This is a genomic window from Paracoccus wurundjeri (assembly GCF_030678915.1).
GTDB lineage: Bacteria > Pseudomonadota > Alphaproteobacteria > Rhodobacterales > Rhodobacteraceae > Paracoccus > Paracoccus onubensis_A.
Genome location: NZ_JAUUTZ010000049.1, coordinates 1 through 16,012, shown reverse-complemented (window position 1 = coordinate 16,012; position 16,012 = coordinate 1). Strand labels below are relative to the sequence as shown.

Genomic DNA, 16,012 nt, shown 5'->3' with positions numbered 1-16,012 from the left:
TGGGTGCGCGGGTTTCTAGTGCTTAAAAAAAAACCTACCCCCCCCTCATCTGTGGGGGGCGCGGCTCCAAAAACGGGCCTTACGCCGGGGGCGCCCGCCCCGGGGGGGGGGGGGGGGGCCCCCCCCCTCAACGCTGGCCCAGGGAGGAGGAGGGGCCGCGTATGGGGTGCGGTGAAGGCCCGGGAGGAGGATAGACCGGCACCGCAAACGACAGGCTGGGAGGGAGGAGGAGTCGCCCGTCGCATTCTTTTGCCGCAGATAAGGCGGCTATGGGGTGCGGTGGCTGCCGGGAGGAGGGGTGGCATCACCGCAAACGACGGATGGGAGGGAGGAGAAGACCCGTCGTATGTGTTTGCCGCAATTCAGGGCGGCTATTTTTTGCGGCGGCTCCTGGGAGGAGGTCGGAGCCGCCGCCTGCATCCGAAAGCCCATGGGAGGAGGAGAGGGCTGCGGAGCGTTCTTTGGGCGGCGCCCTCCGGGGAGGAGGAGAGGAGGGCGCCGCCATATCCCGACCCATTGGGAGGAGGAGAGGGCCGGGAAAGCGAATTCTTATTTGCCGTCGCTATATGCCGCTTCGTGGGCCAGACGGGTGATCATCGAACGGCTGATACCCAGATCCGCAAGATCGCGGGCGGTCAACGCGTTGAGTTCACGCAGCGTCTGGTGATAGATTGCGCGGCGCGCGCGGTTTTCCTGCATCCGCTGTATCGCATTCAGCAGGCGGCCACGCAGGCCGGTCGTTTCGACGGCTTGTTGGGTCTGAGCGATAACAGTCATGATGTCTTCCTTTCTTCGTCACGTCCTACGTCAGTACCCGGATTGGTTCTGCGCTTCGGTTGATTGAAAGATGGACCTTATGCTGCAGTTGCACAATCCATTCTTTTGCCAATGCTGCTATGCAGCGGGCGCATGGCTTGAGCGTTCTTGTGGAAAATAACGTAATGAAAATGTGATTAAAAACCTCTGTCATAAATCTGTTAGCGTTAATGCTGCATCCGCGAAATTACTGCTGAGCCATAGGTTTGACAGTTATCCGATCCAGCGGTTGCCGTGAGGTTTCATTTGGACCATGCTGCAACGCAATTCAATTGCGAGGCCGAAAACATGTCCGTTGATCGCGAAGTTGTCCTTGGGGAAATCTCTGAAATCCGCTTGCCCGGCGGGAAAACGCTGGGGCAGGCTGATCTTGTCCGGGCTTTGACCATCGAAGGTGGGCATGTCCGATTCGTGCTGGAAGTCCGGGATGCCGCGATGGCCCGCGAACTGGCGGGCGTGGAAGATGAGGCAAGGCGCCGGCTGATGGCCCTGCCTGCTGTGGATCGCGTGGATATCGTCATGACCGCCCCGGCTTCTCGTCAGGCGGCGCCAGCGGGTGGCGGCGCGCCGTCACTGAAGATTGGTGGGCATCCGACGGCGCAGGCCGGACCGCAACCGATTCCCGGTGTGCGCAACATCATCGCGATAGGGTCGGGCAAGGGCGGGGTCGGCAAATCCACCGTGACCTCTAACCTGGCGGTGGCGCTTGCCCGCGCGGGGCGTAAGGTGGGATTGCTTGACGCCGATATATATGGTCCGTCGCAACCGCGGATGATGGGGGTGAGCGGACGGCCGGCTAGCCCCGACGGCCAGCGGATCGAGCCGCTGCATGCGCATGGTGTCACGGTGATGTCGATCGGGCTGATGCTCAAGGAGGGCGAAGCCGTGGTCTGGCGCGGTCCCATGCTGATGGGGGCGATGCAGCAATTGCTTCAGCAGGTCAATTGGGGCGAGTTGGATGTGCTGTTGATCGACTTGCCGCCGGGGACCGGCGATGTGCAGCTCAGTCTCTGCCAGAAAGCCGCGGTCACCGGAGCGCTGATCGTCTCGACCCCGCAGGATGTCGCGTTGCTGGATGCGCGCCGGGCCATCGACATGTTCCGCAAGCTGAAGGCTCCGGTTCTGGGGCTCATTGAAAACATGTCGACTTATGTCTGCCCCAATTGCGGGCACGAGGCGCATCTGTTCGGTCACGGCGGCGTGGAGGTCGAGGCGAAGGAGCTAGGATTGCCCTTCCTCGGGCAGTTGCCGCTTGAGCTGGATGTCCGGCTGGGCGGAGATTCCGGGCGGCCGGTGGCTTTGGATGACGGGCCGACGGCCCGGGCCTATGCCCAGCTTGCCGACCGGCTTGTAAAGGGCGGTATGGCCTGATTCGGGCATTTGCTGCTGTTAGCGGCCCGGTTTTCCGGGCGGCGCATGTTTCATGACAGGGCTTTCAGCCACGCGGCAGGTCGGGACCGGCCACGCAAATGCTGTATTTGGGAAATTCCGGGAATGATGGGAATTCATGGAATCGGGGGGGCGAATCGCGCTCCCGGTTCTGTGATTCGCTGTGATGAACGGGAATCTTGGCGTGAATCGCAGGATTTCAGAGTGGATTGTCCGACGGCTGGCCCGTGATACGGGATTTTGTGCCACACATTCATATTCTCTATATGTGGTGGTTAACTTTGCTCTGCATACGAACTGTTGACATATCTGGCCAATTTCTTCCATATTTTCTGGAATATAAACGCGATAGTTCAAATAAAAAACGCTGTTCCGAGGTAAAATTCCGTTGCTTCCCATGAAATCCCATGTCACAACTTAATCACGGAGACGGGCAGTGAAAGGGACAGCAAGATCCCACGAAGGCGAAGCAGGCTTCATACAGGCACCCGTTTTCTAAACCGAGCCGTCCATGCGTGTGAGCAGCACCATCCCCCAAGGTGACGCGTGACAGGACGGCCACCCCGCAAGGGGCCCAGCAATTGGGAACGAGGGTGGCGGATCGGGCAGTGGCAGCGGCCCGGTCCGCCTTTCTCTTTCGGGCGGGCGAAAGAGCAGGACAGTGAGGGCGGTCGACAGGTGGCGCGCAAGTTCAGAGGCACCGAAAGCGTCAAGCTGGATGGCAAGGGTCGGATGTCGATCCCGGCCAAGATGCGGCGTGTTTTCGACGCCGGCGATCCCACTTTTGCTTCTTCGAATACCGGCCGCACCCAGATCGTTGCGGTTTACGGTCCGGATCAGTGGAACTGGCTGGAGCTTTATACGATTGAAGCTGCCGATGAGATCGATGAACAGATCGACCGGCTGACGCGCGGCAGCAAAGAGCGCCGCTGGCTTGAGCAATTGATGAATGGTCAATCGACAGATCTCGAGATCGATCGCGATGGGCGGCTGGTTTTACCGTTGCGCCTGCGGGAAAAGCTGGGGCTGACCGATGGGACCGAGGCCGTGTTCGCCTCGCACGGGGATTACGTCAAGGTCTATCATCCGGATTCACCTCCGAAAGACATCGAGGAGCTCGAAGAGTTCACTGCGTCGAAAGGCCCGGGCTTCGATCCGCGACAATTCCTTAGCGAAGTGGATGAGGGCGAGGGATAGGCGATGGATGCACCGCATATTCCCGTTTTGCTGAAACCGCTTCTCGAAGCGGTTTCTCCTGTTTCCGGGGTCTGGGTTGACGGTACTTTCGGCGCGGGCGGTTATACGCGCGGGCTGCTTGATGCCGGGGCCGCGCAGGTGATCGGGATCGACCGGGATCCGGCGGTTTTCGACATGGCCCAAGACTGGGCCGGGCAATATGGCGACCGGCTTAAGCTTATCGAGGGCGAATTTGCCGATCTGGACCGGTTGGCAGGTGGGCCGCTTGACGGCGTGGTGCTGGATCTCGGCGTCAGTTCCATGCAGCTTGATCAGGCCGGGCGCGGTTTTTCCTTTCTGCGCGACGGTCCGCTGGATATGCGGATGGGACAAGAGGGGCCCTCGGCTGCCGATCTGCTGAACGAGGCCGAGGAATCGGTGATCGCCGATGTCCTGTATCATTATGGCGAAGAACGCGCGTCCCGTCGGATCGCGCGGGCCATTGTCGCGGCTCGTCCCCTGACCCGTACGATTCAGCTTGCCGAAATCGTGGCTTCTTGTCTGCCCCGTCCCAAACCCGGGCAAAGCCATCCGGCGACCCGCAGTTTCCAGGCCATTCGCATCTGGGTCAATGACGAGTTCCGTCAACTCGTGAACGGTCTTTCCGCTGCCGAACGCGCCTTGCAGGCGGGCGGGAAGCTTGCGGTGGTCAGCTTTCATTCGCTTGAAGACCGGATCGTCAAGCGGTTCATGCAGGCACGTTCGAACAGCGCCGGTGGCGGCAGTCGATACGCCCCGGCGACCGAAACCGCGCCCGCCGCGTTCACGTTGCCTTTCCGCCGCGCGATAGGCCCTGACGCGGATGAAAGCGAGGCGAATGCCCGTGCGCGTTCGGCACTTTTGCGCGTGGCAATCCGCACCGACGCGCCTGTGGCGGAGCTGGATGAAGGCATGCTGGCAATGCCGCGCCTTCCCGGCAGAAAGGGCGCAAGATGAAGTCGATTGTTTATCTGACATGCATCCTGATCGTGATGGGACTGGCGTTCTGGGCCTATCGGGAAAATTACCGCACCCAGGCCGCAATGAGCGAAATGAGCGATATTCAGCGGGACATCGCCGGCCTGCGCGAGGAACTTGGCATCCTGCGGGCCGAATGGGCCTATCTCAACCGTCCGTCACGCCTGCGCGAACTGGTGGATCTGAATTTCGAGCGGCTGCAACTGGTGCCGATCGAATCCGGTCAGTTCGTCGATCTCGACAATGTCGATTATCCCAAACCGCCCGCGGAACCTGCCGAAGACGCCGCGACCAATGAGGACCAGCCATGATCCGCACGCCCCTGCGCCCTTTGGCCCGTATTCTCCGTGCCCGTGAACGTGGTGAGAATCCCGATGAGATAGAGGCGGAAAACCGTCGCCGGCGGCATGAAGAGATTCAAGACAAGGCGAGGCGCCGTGCCGAAGGGCGGCTGTTCCTGATGGCCGCCTGTTTCGTGCTGGCTTTCACGACTGTCGGCCTGCGCATGGGCGTTCTTGCGTCAAGTGAACCCAGCGAGCCGCTTTCGCAGGTGATGAGCGCGCAGATCATTTCGCAGCGTTCCGATATCACCGACCGGAATGGTCGTGTGCTGGCGATGAACATGCTGACCTATTCGCTTTACGCGCATCCGTACCAGATGGTCGATCCGGTTGCAGCGGCTGAAGGGCTGGCGAAAATCTTTCCGGATCTCGAACTTGCCGATCTGAAAAAGGATTTCACCAGCGACCGCAAATTCATGTGGATCAAGCGCAAGATTAGCCCCGAGCAGATGCAAGCGGTTCACGATATCGGCGAGCCCGGGCTGCTGTTCGGTCCGCGCGAAATGCGGATTTATCCGAATGGTCGTATCGCGAGCCATATCCTTGGCGGCTCGGGCTTCGGGGCGGAAGGCGTCAGCAATGCCGAGGTGATTGGCATCGCGGGCGTCGAAAAGGCCTTTGACGGATGGCTGCGCGATCCGGCCAATCACGGCGCGCCGCTTGCGCTTTCCATCGATCTGACAGTGCAGTCCGCAATGGAGCGCGTTCTTGATTCCGGCATGAAGCTGATGAACGCGAAGGGCGCGACCGCCGTATTGATGGAGGTGGATACCGGAGAGGTCGTCGCGATGGCGAGCCTGCCGGATTTCGATCCCAACGACCGGCCTCGCCCGTTGCTGAAGGGCGATCCGTCTGACAGTCCGCTGTTCAACCGCGCGGTTCAGGGCCAGTACGAGCTTGGCTCGACCTTCAAGATATTCCCGGTGGCGCAGGCGCTTGATTTGCAGCTGATCAACCCCAACAGCGGCATCAATTCGAAAAGCCCGATGAAGATCGGCAAGTATCTTATCCATGATTTCCACAATTACGGTCCGCAACTGAGCGCGACAGATGTGATCGTGAAGTCATCGAATGTCGGCACGGTCCGGATCGCCCAGATGATCGGCGTTGATCGTCAGAAGGAATTCCTCAAGGATCTGGGTTTTTTCCAGGCGACACCTATCGAAATGGTTGAAGCGCCGACCGGCAAGCCGCTGGTGCCTCCGCGCTGGCCCGCCGTGACCTCGGCGACGGTTGCCTTTGGGCATGGGCTCGCGGCAAGTCCGCTGCATCTGGCCTCGGCCTATGCCACGATTGCTAATGGCGGCAAGCGGGTCGCGCCCACGCTCGTGCATGGCCGCAAGCGCCCGACGGGTGAGCAGGTCATGTCCACCCGTGCGGCGGATATGGCCGTCAGCATGCTGCGGCAGGTGGTGACAAGGGGTACCGCAAGCCGCGCCGAGGTCGAGGGTTATGAAATCGCGGGCAAGACCGGCACCGCCGACAAGCCGCGTCCGAGCGGCGGCTATTACGATAACAAGGTGGTGGCCACATTTGCCTCGGTTTTTCCGGCGAGCAAGCCCAAATATTCACTGGTCGTCTCGCTGGATGAACCTTCGGTCTCGGTGGGCGGAGGGGGCGAAAGCCGTACCGCGGGTATGACAGCCGTTCCGGTCGCTGCGGAACTGGTTCGCCGGCTTGCGCCGCTATTGGGTTTGGAAGCTGTGACCGACGAAAAGCTGCCGCAGATCACACCCCGGATCGCCACGCATGTTGAACCTGGTTCAGAGGATGCGGTAAAGGTCGTGTCGAACGAATGACGGGTGAAGCGGTGGGCCAGGTCTCGAAGAAACTGTCGCAACTGGGATTGCGGGGCAGAGACGGGCGCGATCCCGTTATCTCGGGGCTTTCGGTGGATAGCCGGACGGTCAAGCCGGGGCATCTCTTTGCCGCCCTGCCGGGTTCGGCCATGCATGGCGCGGAATTCATCCCCTATGCCCTCCGCATGGAGGCCAGCGCCGTACTGACCGATCGCAAGGGCGCCGAGATGGCCGCCGATGCGTTCCGCGGCTGGGATGGCGCAGTGATCGTGGCCGAGGATCCCCGCGCCGCGCTGGCCGGCGCCGCCGCGCTTTGGTTCGAGGCGCAGCCCGAACATGTCGTGGCGGTCACAGGCACTTCGGGCAAGACCAGCGTCGCGACATTTACCCGCCAGATCTGGCAGGCATTGGGCCATCAGGCGATCAGTCTTGGAACCATGGGGGTCGAAGGCGATTATCACGCGAGACTGGCCCATACCACGCCTGAACCCGTCACCCTGCATCGTGTCCTGTCCGAGGCGGCGCATGCCGGCGTGAGCCATGCGGCCATGGAGGCATCCAGCCACGGTCTGGATCAGCGGCGGTTGGACGGTGTGCGGGTCGAGGCCGGAGCGTTCACGAACTTCACCCAGGACCATCTGGATTATCATGCCGGTTTCGAGGAATATTTCGCGGCCAAGGCGCTGCTTTTCAATCACCTACTGGAAGATGGAGAATCCGCTGTCATCAATATCGATTCGGAACATGGCCGGCGCATGGTCGATATTGCCAGGGATCGCGGACTGGCCCTGACCACCATCGGGCAAAACGAAGAGGCATTGCTGCGCATCCTTGGCCAGCGTTACGATGCGACCGGGCAGGATCTGCGGTTTTCGGTGATGGGGCAGGCCCATATGGTGCGCTTGCCACTGATCGGCGGCTTTCAGGCCGAGAATGTTCTGGCTGCCATGGGCCTTGCCCTCGCCTCGGGCGACAGCGCCGAAGAGATCATCGCCGCGATGCCGGATTTGCGGACCGTCCGGGGACGGATGCAACTGGCTGCGTTGCGGGAAAACGGCGCGGCGGTCTTTGTCGATTACGCGCATAAACCCGGTGCCCTGATCGCTGCGCTGCAATCGCTGCGCCCGCATGTGATGGGCCGGATCGTCGTGGTCTTCGGCGCGGGTGGCGACCGCGACCGCGGCAAGCGCCCGCTGATGGGAGAAGCCGCGCGCCGATATGCCGATGTGGTGATCGTGACCGATGACAATCCCCGCAGCGAGGATCCGGCCTCGATCCGCGCTGCGATCATGGCGGCCGCCGGTCCCGAGGCCACCGAGGTCGGCGACCGGGCCGAGGCAATCCTGCGTGGCGTCGATGCGTTGCAGCCGGGCGATGCGCTGCTGATTGCGGGCAAGGGACATGAAACGGGACAGATCGTCGGTCAGGACGTCTATCCGTTCGACGATGCCGAGCAGGCCTCGGTCGCCGTCGCGGCACTGGATGGCCGGATATGAGTCTCTGGACTGCAGCCGATGCCTCTGCCGCGACCGGGGGAAGGGCGCAGGGCGATTGGGCGGCGACCGGCGTCTCGATAGACACCCGTACGCTCCGGCCCGGCGATCTGTTCGTGGCGCTGACCGATATCCGGGACGGTCATGATTTCGTGGCGCAGGCGCTGGAAAAGGGTGCCTCGGCCGCCATGGTCAGCCGCATTCCCGATGATGTGCCGCATAACGCTCCGTTGCTGATCGTTCCCGAGGTGCTGCCTGCGCTTGAGAAACTTGGGCGGGCTGGCAGGGCGCGCATGCATGGCAAGGTCATTGCCATTACCGGGTCGGTCGGCAAGACCTCGACCAAGGACATGGCCCGCGCCGCACTGACTGGACAGGGCAGGATTCATGCGGCGGAGGCCAGCTATAACAATCACTGGGGTGTTCCGCTCACCCTGGCGCGGATGCCGCGCGACACGGATTTCGCGGTTATCGAGATCGGGATGAATCGCCCGGGCGAAATCGCCCCCTTGTCCCGCATGGCCCGCGCGCATGTCGCGATGATCACCACGGTTGCGGCGGCGCATCTGGAGGCATTCGGCGCCATCGAGGGGATCGCGCAAGAGAAGGGCGCGATTTTTGAAGGGCTGACGGCGGTCGGCACGGCAATCATTCCCGAAGACCTTCCGGTCACGCAGATCCTGCGCGATTGCGCCGATGCTGCCGGAGCCATCGTCATGGGCTTCGGCCGCGACGGCATGGCGCGGCTGATACAGGTCAGCTCTGAGGGCGACAGCCTGAAATGCCGCGCGAAGATTGCCGGGGAGGTGATTGAATTCACGCTGCTGACGACCGGTGCGCATTTCGCGCTGAATGCCGTGGGCGTACTTGCCGCATTGGCCGCGGCGGGGGCGGATCTCCGCGAAGCAGCCCGCCGGATCGGAGACTGGCTGCCGCCAAAAGGGCGCGGCGCGGTCGAACAGCTGGGCGATATCCGCCTGATCGATGATGCATTCAACGCCAATCCTACGTCGCTAAGCGCGGGGCTTGCGATGCTGGCGGGATTGCAAGGCGGTCGGCGGGTGGCGATCCTTGGCGACATGCTGGAACTTGGCCCGGACGAGGTCGAATTGCATCGGGCCGTTGCCGACGATCCCGCGATGGGTTCTGTCGATCTGGTTCATGCGGCAGGCGCGCTGATGCGGAACCTGTACGATGCCCTGCCCACCGGGAAACGCGGCATCTGGGCCGGGAATGCGGCAGAACTGGCGGCGCGTGCTGCTGAACTGGTCGCGCCCGGCGATATCGTGCTGGTCAAGGGATCGAAATCCTCGAAAGTGTCGGCAGTGGTTGACGCCCTCCGGCAATCAGGGCAAATGCCTGCGCCACAGGACGAGGGGTAAGAGATGCTCTATTGGCTGAGCACATTTTCCGAAGGGGGCGACCTCTTCAATCTGTTCCGATATATCACATTCCGCGCAGGCGCCGCATTTTTTACCGCGCTGATTTTCGGCTTCATTTTCGGCAGTCCGTTGATCAGCTATCTGCGGAAGATGCAGAAGAAAGGTCAGCCGATCCGCGATGACGGACCCGAGGGCCATCTGGTCAAGGCCGGCACCCCGACCATGGGCGGTATCCTGATCCTGTCGGCGCTGTTCGTCTCGACACTGCTATGGGCTCGGCTGGACAACGGCTATGTCTGGATCGTGCTGCTGGTGACGGCGGGATATGCGGCGATCGGGTTCGCCGATGATTACGCCAAAGTCAGCAAGCACAACACCAAAGGGGTCTCGGGCCGGCTGCGGATGGCGCTGGGGCTGGCGCTGGCCTTTATCGCAAGCGCCTGGGCAATGTGGCTGCACCCCGCGGAACTGACTGGGCAACTGGCCTTGCCCGTCTTCAAGAATGTATTGATCAATCTGGGCGTGTTCTTCGTCCCCTTCGCCATGATCGTGATCGTCGGCGCAGCCAATGCGGTGAACCTGACGGACGGTCTGGACGGTCTGGCCATCATGCCGGTGATGATTGCTGCCGGCACGCTTGGAGTTATCGCCTATACCGTCGGCAGGGCGGATTTCACGGAATATCTGGGGGTCCACCGCGTTCCTGGCACGGGCGAGATCCTGATCTTCGTGGCGGCGCTGATTGGCGGCGGGTTGGGTTTCCTGTGGTATAATGCGCCTCCGGCTGCCGTTTTCATGGGCGATACCGGCTCGCTTGCGCTGGGCGGCGCACTTGGCGCGATTGCCGTCGTCACCAAGCACGAAATCGTTCTGGCCATTGTCGGCGGCCTTTTCGTCGTCGAGGCGCTCAGCGTCATCATTCAGGTGCTGTATTTCAAGCGCACCGGCAAACGGGTCTTCCTGATGGCCCCGATCCACCACCATTTCGAGAAGAAAGGCTGGGGCGAGGCGCAGATCGTGATCAGGTTCTGGATCATCGCATTGGTCCTTGCGCTGATTGGGCTGGCCACCCTAAAACTTCGCTGACGGTTTCTTCTTCATCCAGATATCCCGGGGTCGCGGGTTGGCGCGCCACGGGTTCGAGAGCCAGGCCGGCGACGGGAAAGTCCCGGCCTGCATTTGCAGAAGGCAGCAAGAATGATCCCTGTTCAGGGCGTTGAAAATCTGACCATTGCCGTTCTTGGCCTTGGCCGTTCAGGCAAGGCGACGGCCGCGGCATTGGCGGCGGGCGGGGCGAATGTCGTCGCATGGGACGATGGGGCCGATACGCGCGAAGCGGCGCAGGCCGAAGGCATGACCGTCCTCGACCTGACCCGTGACGAAGCATGGCATGGCGTCTCCGGGCTGATCACGTCTCCGGGCATCCCGCATCTTTATCCGCATCCTCATCCGGTGATTGCCAAAGCCTATATGCTTGGCGTGCCGGTGGATAACGATATCGGTCTGTTCTTCCGCAGCTATGCGACTTCGGATTTCGGTGAGTTCGACCGCATTCCCAAAGTCATTGCGGTGACCGGCTCGAACGGGAAATCCACGACGACCGCCTTGATTTATCATATCCTGCGGGAATGCGGGCGTCCGTCGCAGATGGGTGGGAATATCGGGACCGGCGTCCTGTCCCTTGAACCTGCGCAGGATGGCGAGGTCGTGGTACTGGAACTGTCCAGCTATCAGACCGATCTGGCGCGGGCACTGACGCCGGATGTCGCCGTCTTCACCAATCTGAGCCCGGATCATCTGGACCGTCACGGCGGGACCGGGGGATATTTCGCGGCGAAGCGGCGGCTTTTCGCAGAGGGCGGACCGGACCGCGCCGTGATCGGGGTGGATGAGCCGGAAGGGCTTTATCTCGCCGGGCAATTGGCAACCGCGCCCTCGGATGATCGGGTGATCCGGGTCTCGGCGGGGCAAAAGCTGGATCACGCGGCATGGTCGGTCTTTGCGCGCAAGGGTTTCCTGGCCGAGTACCGCAAGGGGCGGCAGATTGCTTCAATAGATTTGCGCGAGATCGACGGCTTGCCAGGCGCGCATAACCATCAGAATGCCTGCGCCGCCTATGCCGCCTGCCGCGCGGTCGGGCTTGCCCCGCGCGATATCGAGGCGGCATTTCACAGCTTCAGAGGGCTTCCGCATCGAAGTCAGCTGGTCGCCGAGATCGGGGGCGTCCGTTATGTCAACGATTCCAAGGCCACGAATATCGATGCCGCCGCCAAAGCGCTGCAGGCATTCCGGCATGTCCGGTGGATCGCCGGGGGATTGGGGAAAGAAGGCGGTATCGCCGCGGTGGCACCATATTTGGAACATGTGAAGAAAGCGTATCTGATCGGCCATTCCGCACGGGATTTCGCGTTGGAGATCGGGCAGACCCCTTATGAAATCTCGGGTACGATGGATGAGGCCGTCGCCCATGCCAGTGCCGAGGCCGAACCCGGCGATACGGTGTTGTTGGCCCCTGCGGCTGCCAGTTTTGACCAATATCCGAATTTCGAGAAACGGGGCGAGCATTTCACGGCTTTGGTCCGGGATTTACAGATGGAAAGCGCCCGCAGGGATTCGGGGAAATAGCCTTATCTACATGTAACGTCATGTAACGTCGCTGCCGCGGCGTCCGAACCGCACTGCGCGCAAGCAATGATGCTTGGCAGAAGCGATAAGGACACAATGGCATTCCCATGTATGATATGAAGAATATGGCCAAGCTCGGGCAACTGGGCAAGAATGCAGGTAACGATATCTGGAAAAAATTCGGTGCTTTGAGTGAAGCGGTCATGGCCGATGGAGGCATACCGGTAAAATACAAGGAACTGATCGCCGTGGCGGTCGCCCTGACGACGCAATGCAGCTATTGTCTGGAGATCCATAAAGGAAAGGCTCGTCAGGCCGGGGCGAGCGACGAGGAACTTGCCCAGACGGTTTTCATCGCCGCGATGCTACGGGCAGGTGGGGCGATTACTCATGGAAGCCATTTGATCGATGACTGACCGGACGCGGCGCGGTTCTGCGTGACGTCACGGCCTGGCGGATGACCACCGCGGCACCGGCAAGCAATCCCACCATTCCTCCGAGATAGCTGAAATCATGCATCATTCCGGCGCGTGCGAAGGAAACGGGATCGGTAACGTCGCGGCCAACCATCCAGGACGGCAGATTTCCGTCCTGGATGATCAGAAAACCGATGGCCAATCCGGTAAGCCCGATCAGCAGAGTGACCCCGATCACGGTCAGGGCGGCAAGCAGAAAGGCGCGAATGAACGCCCGGATGCCCCTTACCGTCAGGGCTGACAGACAGATTGGCACGCCGATGACAATGCCCATCCACCAGGAGGCAAGCCAACCGACGATGGCGGCACCAAGGCGGTTTTGCAGGCTTGGGGCGATGTTGAACTGGATGAATTTGAATTCATGAAAATATCCCGTCGAGACGGTATAGGAAATCTGATCATGCAGGGCGCCGTAAATGCCCGCCATGATGCAGGCGGCCCCGATCAGAACTGGCGCGAGAAGCAGCTTGTTCATCATGGGTTTTCAATCACCACCCGTCGACGGTCTGATATTCCCGTGTATATGGTGGGCGATCCGAAGAGGCGAGCTCATGCTTCAGTTCCAGTCCGGTTTTCGCTTTTCGAGAAAGGCGTTGATGCCCTCATTCGTGTCGGGCAGCATCATGTTTTCGCACATGGTCGAACCTGCTCCTTCATAGGCGGCAGCCAATCCAAGGCGAAGCTGCTCGTGAAAGGCGCGTTTGCCCATGCGGATCGCCGCGGGCAGTTTCGAGGCGATCAGGCGGGCCATCTCCATGGTGGTCGTGGTCAGTTGATCCGCAGGGACGACCCGGTTGACCAGCCCCAGCTCACAGGCCCGATCCGCCAGAATGAATTCACCGGTGGTCAGCATCTCGAATGCCGCTTTGGGCGGCACGGCGCGCGTCAATGCAACCATCGGGGTCGAGCAGAACAGGCCGATATTCACCCCGTTCACGCCGAAGCGTACATCCTCCGCGGCGACCGCAAGATCGCAAGAGGCAACCAATTGGCAGCCTGCGGCGGTGGCGATTCCCTGCACCTCGGCGATGACCGGCTGGGGCAGGGCGGGCAGCATCTGCATCATGCCCGAGCAGCGCCCGAACAAACGCTCATATGCCCGGCGTCCGGCATCGTCATCGCGGCGGGCTGCTTGCATCTGGCGCAGATCGTGTCCCGCCGAAAACGCCTTGCCCGTCGCAGCAAGAATGACGGCGCGGATATTGTCGTCTTCTTCGATCGCCCGGAACGACTCGGACAGGGCGTCGATCATCTCGAGAGACAGCGCGTTGTAATTGGCGGGGCTGTTCAGCACCAACCGCGCCACATGATCGGTATCTTCGCGCAAGACGAGGTCCGGCATCTTGATCTCTCCTTCGTTTACGACGAGCGTAAGGCGCAAATGGTCAGGGGGAAAGTATGGATATCGTGATGGATGCGGATGCGTTGAACGTATTCCTTGCCCGCGAGTTTCCGCAGGTCGCTGCGGATTATCGGGTCGGGCGGGTCGATGCCGGCGGGCTGGAGGCGCGGCTGATCGTCAGCGACGCAAATCTGCGGCCAGGCGGTACCGTCAGTGGGCCATCGATTTTCGCCCTTGCCGATCTGGCGATCTATTGCGCGATTCTAGCGCGGATCGGGCCGGTCGCGCTGGCGGTGACGACGAACGCCTCGATCGATTTCATGCGCAAGCCCGAAGCGGGAAAGGAACTGGTCGCGCAGGTGCGGCTGCTGAAGCTGGGGCGTGTGCTGGCCGTGGCCGAAGCGCTTATCTATTCTGACGGCGGGGTTGAGCCGGTGGCCCGCTGCTCGATGACCTATTCGATTCCGCCGAAAAGACAGGATTCTGTATAGTTATAACGGGGTATTTTGATACCTATTTAATAAATAATTGATTTTATTTGTAAAAATATAGTTTCTGGGCGTTGACTGCAGCGCGGTAATTCTGGATAAGCCCACATCTCGAATTTGAACACGACCCCAAAGGGACGAGCAATGAAAACCTTTACCGCGAAACCGGCGGATATCGAGAAGAAATGGATCCTGATCGACGCCGAGGGCGTTGTTCTGGGCCGTCTTGCCTCGATCGTCGCCAATCGCCTGCGCGGCAAGCACAAGCCAAGCTTCACGCCGCATATGGATATGGGCGACAATGTCATCATCATCAATGCCGACAAGGTGCAGTTGACCGGCAACAAGCGCCGTGACAAGACCTATTACTGGCATACCGGCCATCCGGGCGGGATCAAGAACCGCACGGCAGCGCAACTGCTGGAGGGTGCGCATCCCGAGCGCGTGGTGATCAAGGCCGTCGAGCGTATGATCAACCGCAACAAGCTGGGCAAACAGCAGATGACCAATCTGCGCGTCTATGCAGGGGCCGAGCATCCGCATGAGGCGCAACAGCCCGAAGTTCTGGACGTCAAGTCCATGAACGCCAAGAACACCCGGAGCGCGTGATTATGGCTGAAGACATCAAATCTCTTGACGAACTGAAGTCGGCCGTTTCGGGAACTCCGGCAGCTGAAGTCAGTGAAAGTGAAGCGGCGCCGGAAGCGGTCGCCGTCAAGCGCGACCCGCAGCGCGACGAGCTGGGCCGTGCCTATGCGACCGGCAAACGGAAGGACGCGGTCGCCCGTGTCTGGGTCAAGCCGGGTTCGGGTAAGGTCCTGGTGAACGGCAAGGACATCAACGAATATTTCGCCCGTCCGGTGCTGCAGATGATCCTGCGTCAGCCTTTCGACGTGGCCGGCGTGGCCGGGCAGTATGACGTGCAGGCAACCGTCAAGGGGGGCGGCCTGTCGGGGCAGGCGGGTGCCGTGAAGCATGGCATCAGCCAGGCGCTGCAATTGCACGAACCCAGCCTGCGCGCCGCGTTGAAGGCTGCGGGCTTCCTGACCCGCGATTCGCGCGTCGTCGAGCGGAAGAAATACGGTAAGGCCAAGGCGCGCCGCAGCTTCCAGTTCTCGAAACGCTGATTCTGTCTGCAAGGCATTCGAAAAAAGGCGCGGTCCGAGAGGATCGCGCCTTTTGCGTTTTACGCTCGCGATTCGAGGTGATGCGGCAAAGCATCCGACCGAATCTGCCTCGCATAACAGGGGAATCACGGCGAGAATCGCCCCGTTGGGCATGCAACCCCCGGCGAGGGTGAATCCCAGGTGCTGCAAGGTAATGGCTCATGTCATGGAAGTAACATAAATTAATCAATATATTTCAATAAATTAATCCAAATTTTAGCAAATCGTGATTTTTCCCCCTTGCGGGCTCTGTTCACAAGCCGTAGATACCCCTTCACCGAACAGCGGCAACGTTGCTTCGGTGAGGCGGATGGCCCGGCCGGAAGCTTCGAACAGAATTCGGGAATGAACGACCGGTAGGGGCGTCGCGAAAATGGCGCATCTTCCGTGATTTTGTTTCCTTTGCTTTTTGACATTATTGGTATTAACTGAAGAGATATGCGGGCGGTTTGGCTTTTAGTCGACGGAGCTTTGCATATCGGCCTATTAGCTTTCGGGCGAT

At 60.9% G+C, this 16,012-nt stretch carries 16 protein-coding genes; 13 read left to right on the top strand and 3 right to left on the bottom strand.

Annotated features, from left to right (window positions below; genetic code table 11):
* Positions 1-549: 549 nt before the first annotated feature.
* Positions 550-777 carry a DUF1127 domain-containing protein gene (locus Q0601_RS24230; protein ID WP_305292708.1) on the bottom strand — a complete coding sequence of 76 codons (228 nt, stop codon included), beginning with the start codon at positions 775-777 and terminating at the stop codon, positions 550-552.
* 327 nt (positions 778-1,104) lie between these two features.
* Here Q0601_RS24230 and Q0601_RS24225 point away from each other — a divergent pair, with 327 nt between their 5' ends.
* From Q0601_RS24225 to Q0601_RS24180, 10 genes are all read left to right on the top strand, one after another.
* Positions 1,105-2,187, top strand: a complete 1,083-nt coding sequence (locus tag Q0601_RS24225) for an Mrp/NBP35 family ATP-binding protein (protein ID WP_305292706.1) — start codon at positions 1,105-1,107, stop codon at positions 2,185-2,187.
* Positions 2,188-2,883: 696 nt separating this feature from the next.
* Complete coding sequence (locus Q0601_RS24220; RefSeq protein ID WP_305292704.1) at positions 2,884-3,402, top strand: division/cell wall cluster transcriptional repressor MraZ; 519 nt, start codon at positions 2,884-2,886, stop codon at positions 3,400-3,402.
* A 3-nt stretch (positions 3,403-3,405) separates the two neighbouring features.
* A complete protein-coding gene (gene rsmH, locus Q0601_RS24215; protein WP_305292702.1) occupies positions 3,406-4,377 on the top strand; it encodes a 16S rRNA (cytosine(1402)-N(4))-methyltransferase RsmH in 972 nt (323 codons plus the stop codon).
* Positions 4,374-4,709, top strand: a complete 336-nt coding sequence (ftsL, locus tag Q0601_RS24210) for a cell division protein FtsL (RefSeq protein ID WP_305292700.1) — start codon at positions 4,374-4,376, stop codon at positions 4,707-4,709. Before rsmH ends, ftsL begins: the two co-directional genes overlap by 4 nt.
* Complete coding sequence (locus Q0601_RS24205) at positions 4,706-6,538, top strand: peptidoglycan D,D-transpeptidase FtsI family protein (protein ID WP_305292698.1); 1,833 nt, start codon at positions 4,706-4,708, stop codon at positions 6,536-6,538. Before ftsL ends, Q0601_RS24205 begins: the two co-directional genes overlap by 4 nt.
* Positions 6,535-8,034 carry a UDP-N-acetylmuramoyl-L-alanyl-D-glutamate--2,6-diaminopimelate ligase gene (locus tag Q0601_RS24200; protein WP_305292696.1) on the top strand — a complete coding sequence of 500 codons (1,500 nt, stop codon included), beginning with the start codon at positions 6,535-6,537 and terminating at the stop codon, positions 8,032-8,034. Before Q0601_RS24205 ends, Q0601_RS24200 begins: the two co-directional genes overlap by 4 nt.
* Positions 8,031-9,413 (top strand): UDP-N-acetylmuramoyl-tripeptide--D-alanyl-D-alanine ligase, encoded by a 1,383-nt coding sequence (locus tag Q0601_RS24195; RefSeq protein ID WP_305292694.1) that lies wholly within the window; start codon positions 8,031-8,033, stop codon positions 9,411-9,413. The genes Q0601_RS24200 and Q0601_RS24195 overlap by 4 nt, the downstream gene beginning before the upstream one ends.
* 3 nt (positions 9,414-9,416) lie before the next feature.
* On the top strand, positions 9,417-10,499 hold the full coding sequence (gene mraY / locus Q0601_RS24190; RefSeq protein WP_305292692.1) for a phospho-N-acetylmuramoyl-pentapeptide-transferase: 1,083 nt from the start codon (positions 9,417-9,419) through the stop codon (positions 10,497-10,499).
* Between the two features lie 111 nt (positions 10,500-10,610).
* A complete protein-coding gene (gene murD, locus Q0601_RS24185) occupies positions 10,611-12,038 on the top strand; it encodes a UDP-N-acetylmuramoyl-L-alanine--D-glutamate ligase (RefSeq protein ID WP_305292690.1) in 1,428 nt (475 codons plus the stop codon).
* A 107-nt stretch (positions 12,039-12,145) separates the two neighbouring features.
* A complete protein-coding gene (locus Q0601_RS24180; protein ID WP_305292688.1) occupies positions 12,146-12,454 on the top strand; it encodes a carboxymuconolactone decarboxylase family protein in 309 nt (102 codons plus the stop codon).
* Here Q0601_RS24180 and Q0601_RS24175 read toward each other — a convergent pair.
* Both Q0601_RS24175 and Q0601_RS24170 read right to left on the bottom strand, forming a co-directional pair.
* On the bottom strand, positions 12,423-12,989 hold the full coding sequence (locus tag Q0601_RS24175; RefSeq protein ID WP_305292686.1) for a hypothetical protein: 567 nt from the start codon (positions 12,987-12,989) through the stop codon (positions 12,423-12,425). The genes Q0601_RS24180 and Q0601_RS24175 overlap by 32 nt on opposite strands.
* A gap of 81 nt (positions 12,990-13,070) precedes the next feature.
* Entirely contained in the window at positions 13,071-13,856 is a 786-nt protein-coding gene (locus tag Q0601_RS24170; RefSeq protein ID WP_305292684.1) for an enoyl-CoA hydratase, read from the bottom strand.
* A 56-nt stretch (positions 13,857-13,912) separates the two neighbouring features.
* On the opposite strand from Q0601_RS24170, the gene Q0601_RS24165 reads away from it, so the two are divergent.
* The 3 genes from Q0601_RS24165 (at position 13,913) to rpsI (ending at position 15,471) form a co-directional block, all read left to right on the top strand.
* Positions 13,913-14,347: a PaaI family thioesterase gene (locus Q0601_RS24165; RefSeq protein ID WP_305292682.1), complete on the top strand. Its 435-nt coding sequence runs from the start codon at positions 13,913-13,915 to the stop codon at positions 14,345-14,347.
* A gap of 141 nt (positions 14,348-14,488) precedes the next feature.
* The gene (gene rplM / locus Q0601_RS24160; protein ID WP_119752199.1) at positions 14,489-14,953 is read left to right on the top strand and encodes a 50S ribosomal protein L13; all 465 of its coding nucleotides are present in this window, start codon (positions 14,489-14,491) and stop codon (positions 14,951-14,953) included.
* Between the two features lie 2 nt (positions 14,954-14,955).
* Positions 14,956-15,471: a 30S ribosomal protein S9 gene (gene rpsI, locus Q0601_RS24155; RefSeq protein WP_305292679.1), complete on the top strand. Its 516-nt coding sequence runs from the start codon at positions 14,956-14,958 to the stop codon at positions 15,469-15,471.
* The last annotated feature ends 541 nt before the right edge of the window (positions 15,472-16,012 follow it).

What these genes read in the sequence shown, in the direction of transcription:
- rpsI (WP_305292679.1), top strand. Translation starts at nt 14,956, where the DNA reads ATGGCTGAAGACATCAAATCTCTTGACGAACTGAAGTCGGCCGTTTCG.
- Q0601_RS24180 (WP_305292688.1), top strand. Translation starts at nt 12,146, where the DNA reads ATGTATGATATGAAGAATATGGCCAAGCTCGGGCAACTGGGCAAGAAT.
- mraY (WP_305292692.1), top strand. Translation starts at nt 9,417, where the DNA reads ATGCTCTATTGGCTGAGCACATTTTCCGAAGGGGGCGACCTCTTCAAT.
- Q0601_RS24230 (WP_305292708.1), bottom strand. Translation starts at nt 777, where the DNA reads ATGACTGTTATCGCTCAGACCCAACAAGCCGTCGAAACGACCGGCCTG.
- Q0601_RS24225 (WP_305292706.1), top strand. Translation starts at nt 1,105, where the DNA reads ATGTCCGTTGATCGCGAAGTTGTCCTTGGGGAAATCTCTGAAATCCGC.
- Q0601_RS24195 (WP_305292694.1), top strand. Translation starts at nt 8,031, where the DNA reads ATGAGTCTCTGGACTGCAGCCGATGCCTCTGCCGCGACCGGGGGAAGG.
- rsmH (WP_305292702.1), top strand. Translation starts at nt 3,406, where the DNA reads ATGGATGCACCGCATATTCCCGTTTTGCTGAAACCGCTTCTCGAAGCG.
- Q0601_RS24165 (WP_305292682.1), top strand. Translation starts at nt 13,913, where the DNA reads ATGGATATCGTGATGGATGCGGATGCGTTGAACGTATTCCTTGCCCGC.
- murD (WP_305292690.1), top strand. Translation starts at nt 10,611, where the DNA reads ATGATCCCTGTTCAGGGCGTTGAAAATCTGACCATTGCCGTTCTTGGC.
- rplM (WP_119752199.1), top strand. Translation starts at nt 14,489, where the DNA reads ATGAAAACCTTTACCGCGAAACCGGCGGATATCGAGAAGAAATGGATC.
- Q0601_RS24175 (WP_305292686.1), bottom strand. Translation starts at nt 12,989, where the DNA reads ATGAACAAGCTGCTTCTCGCGCCAGTTCTGATCGGGGCCGCCTGCATC.
- Q0601_RS24200 (WP_305292696.1), top strand. Translation starts at nt 6,535, where the DNA reads ATGACGGGTGAAGCGGTGGGCCAGGTCTCGAAGAAACTGTCGCAACTG.
- ftsL (WP_305292700.1), top strand. Translation starts at nt 4,374, where the DNA reads ATGAAGTCGATTGTTTATCTGACATGCATCCTGATCGTGATGGGACTG.
- Q0601_RS24170 (WP_305292684.1), bottom strand. Translation starts at nt 13,856, where the DNA reads ATGCCGGACCTCGTCTTGCGCGAAGATACCGATCATGTGGCGCGGTTG.
- Q0601_RS24205 (WP_305292698.1), top strand. Translation starts at nt 4,706, where the DNA reads ATGATCCGCACGCCCCTGCGCCCTTTGGCCCGTATTCTCCGTGCCCGT.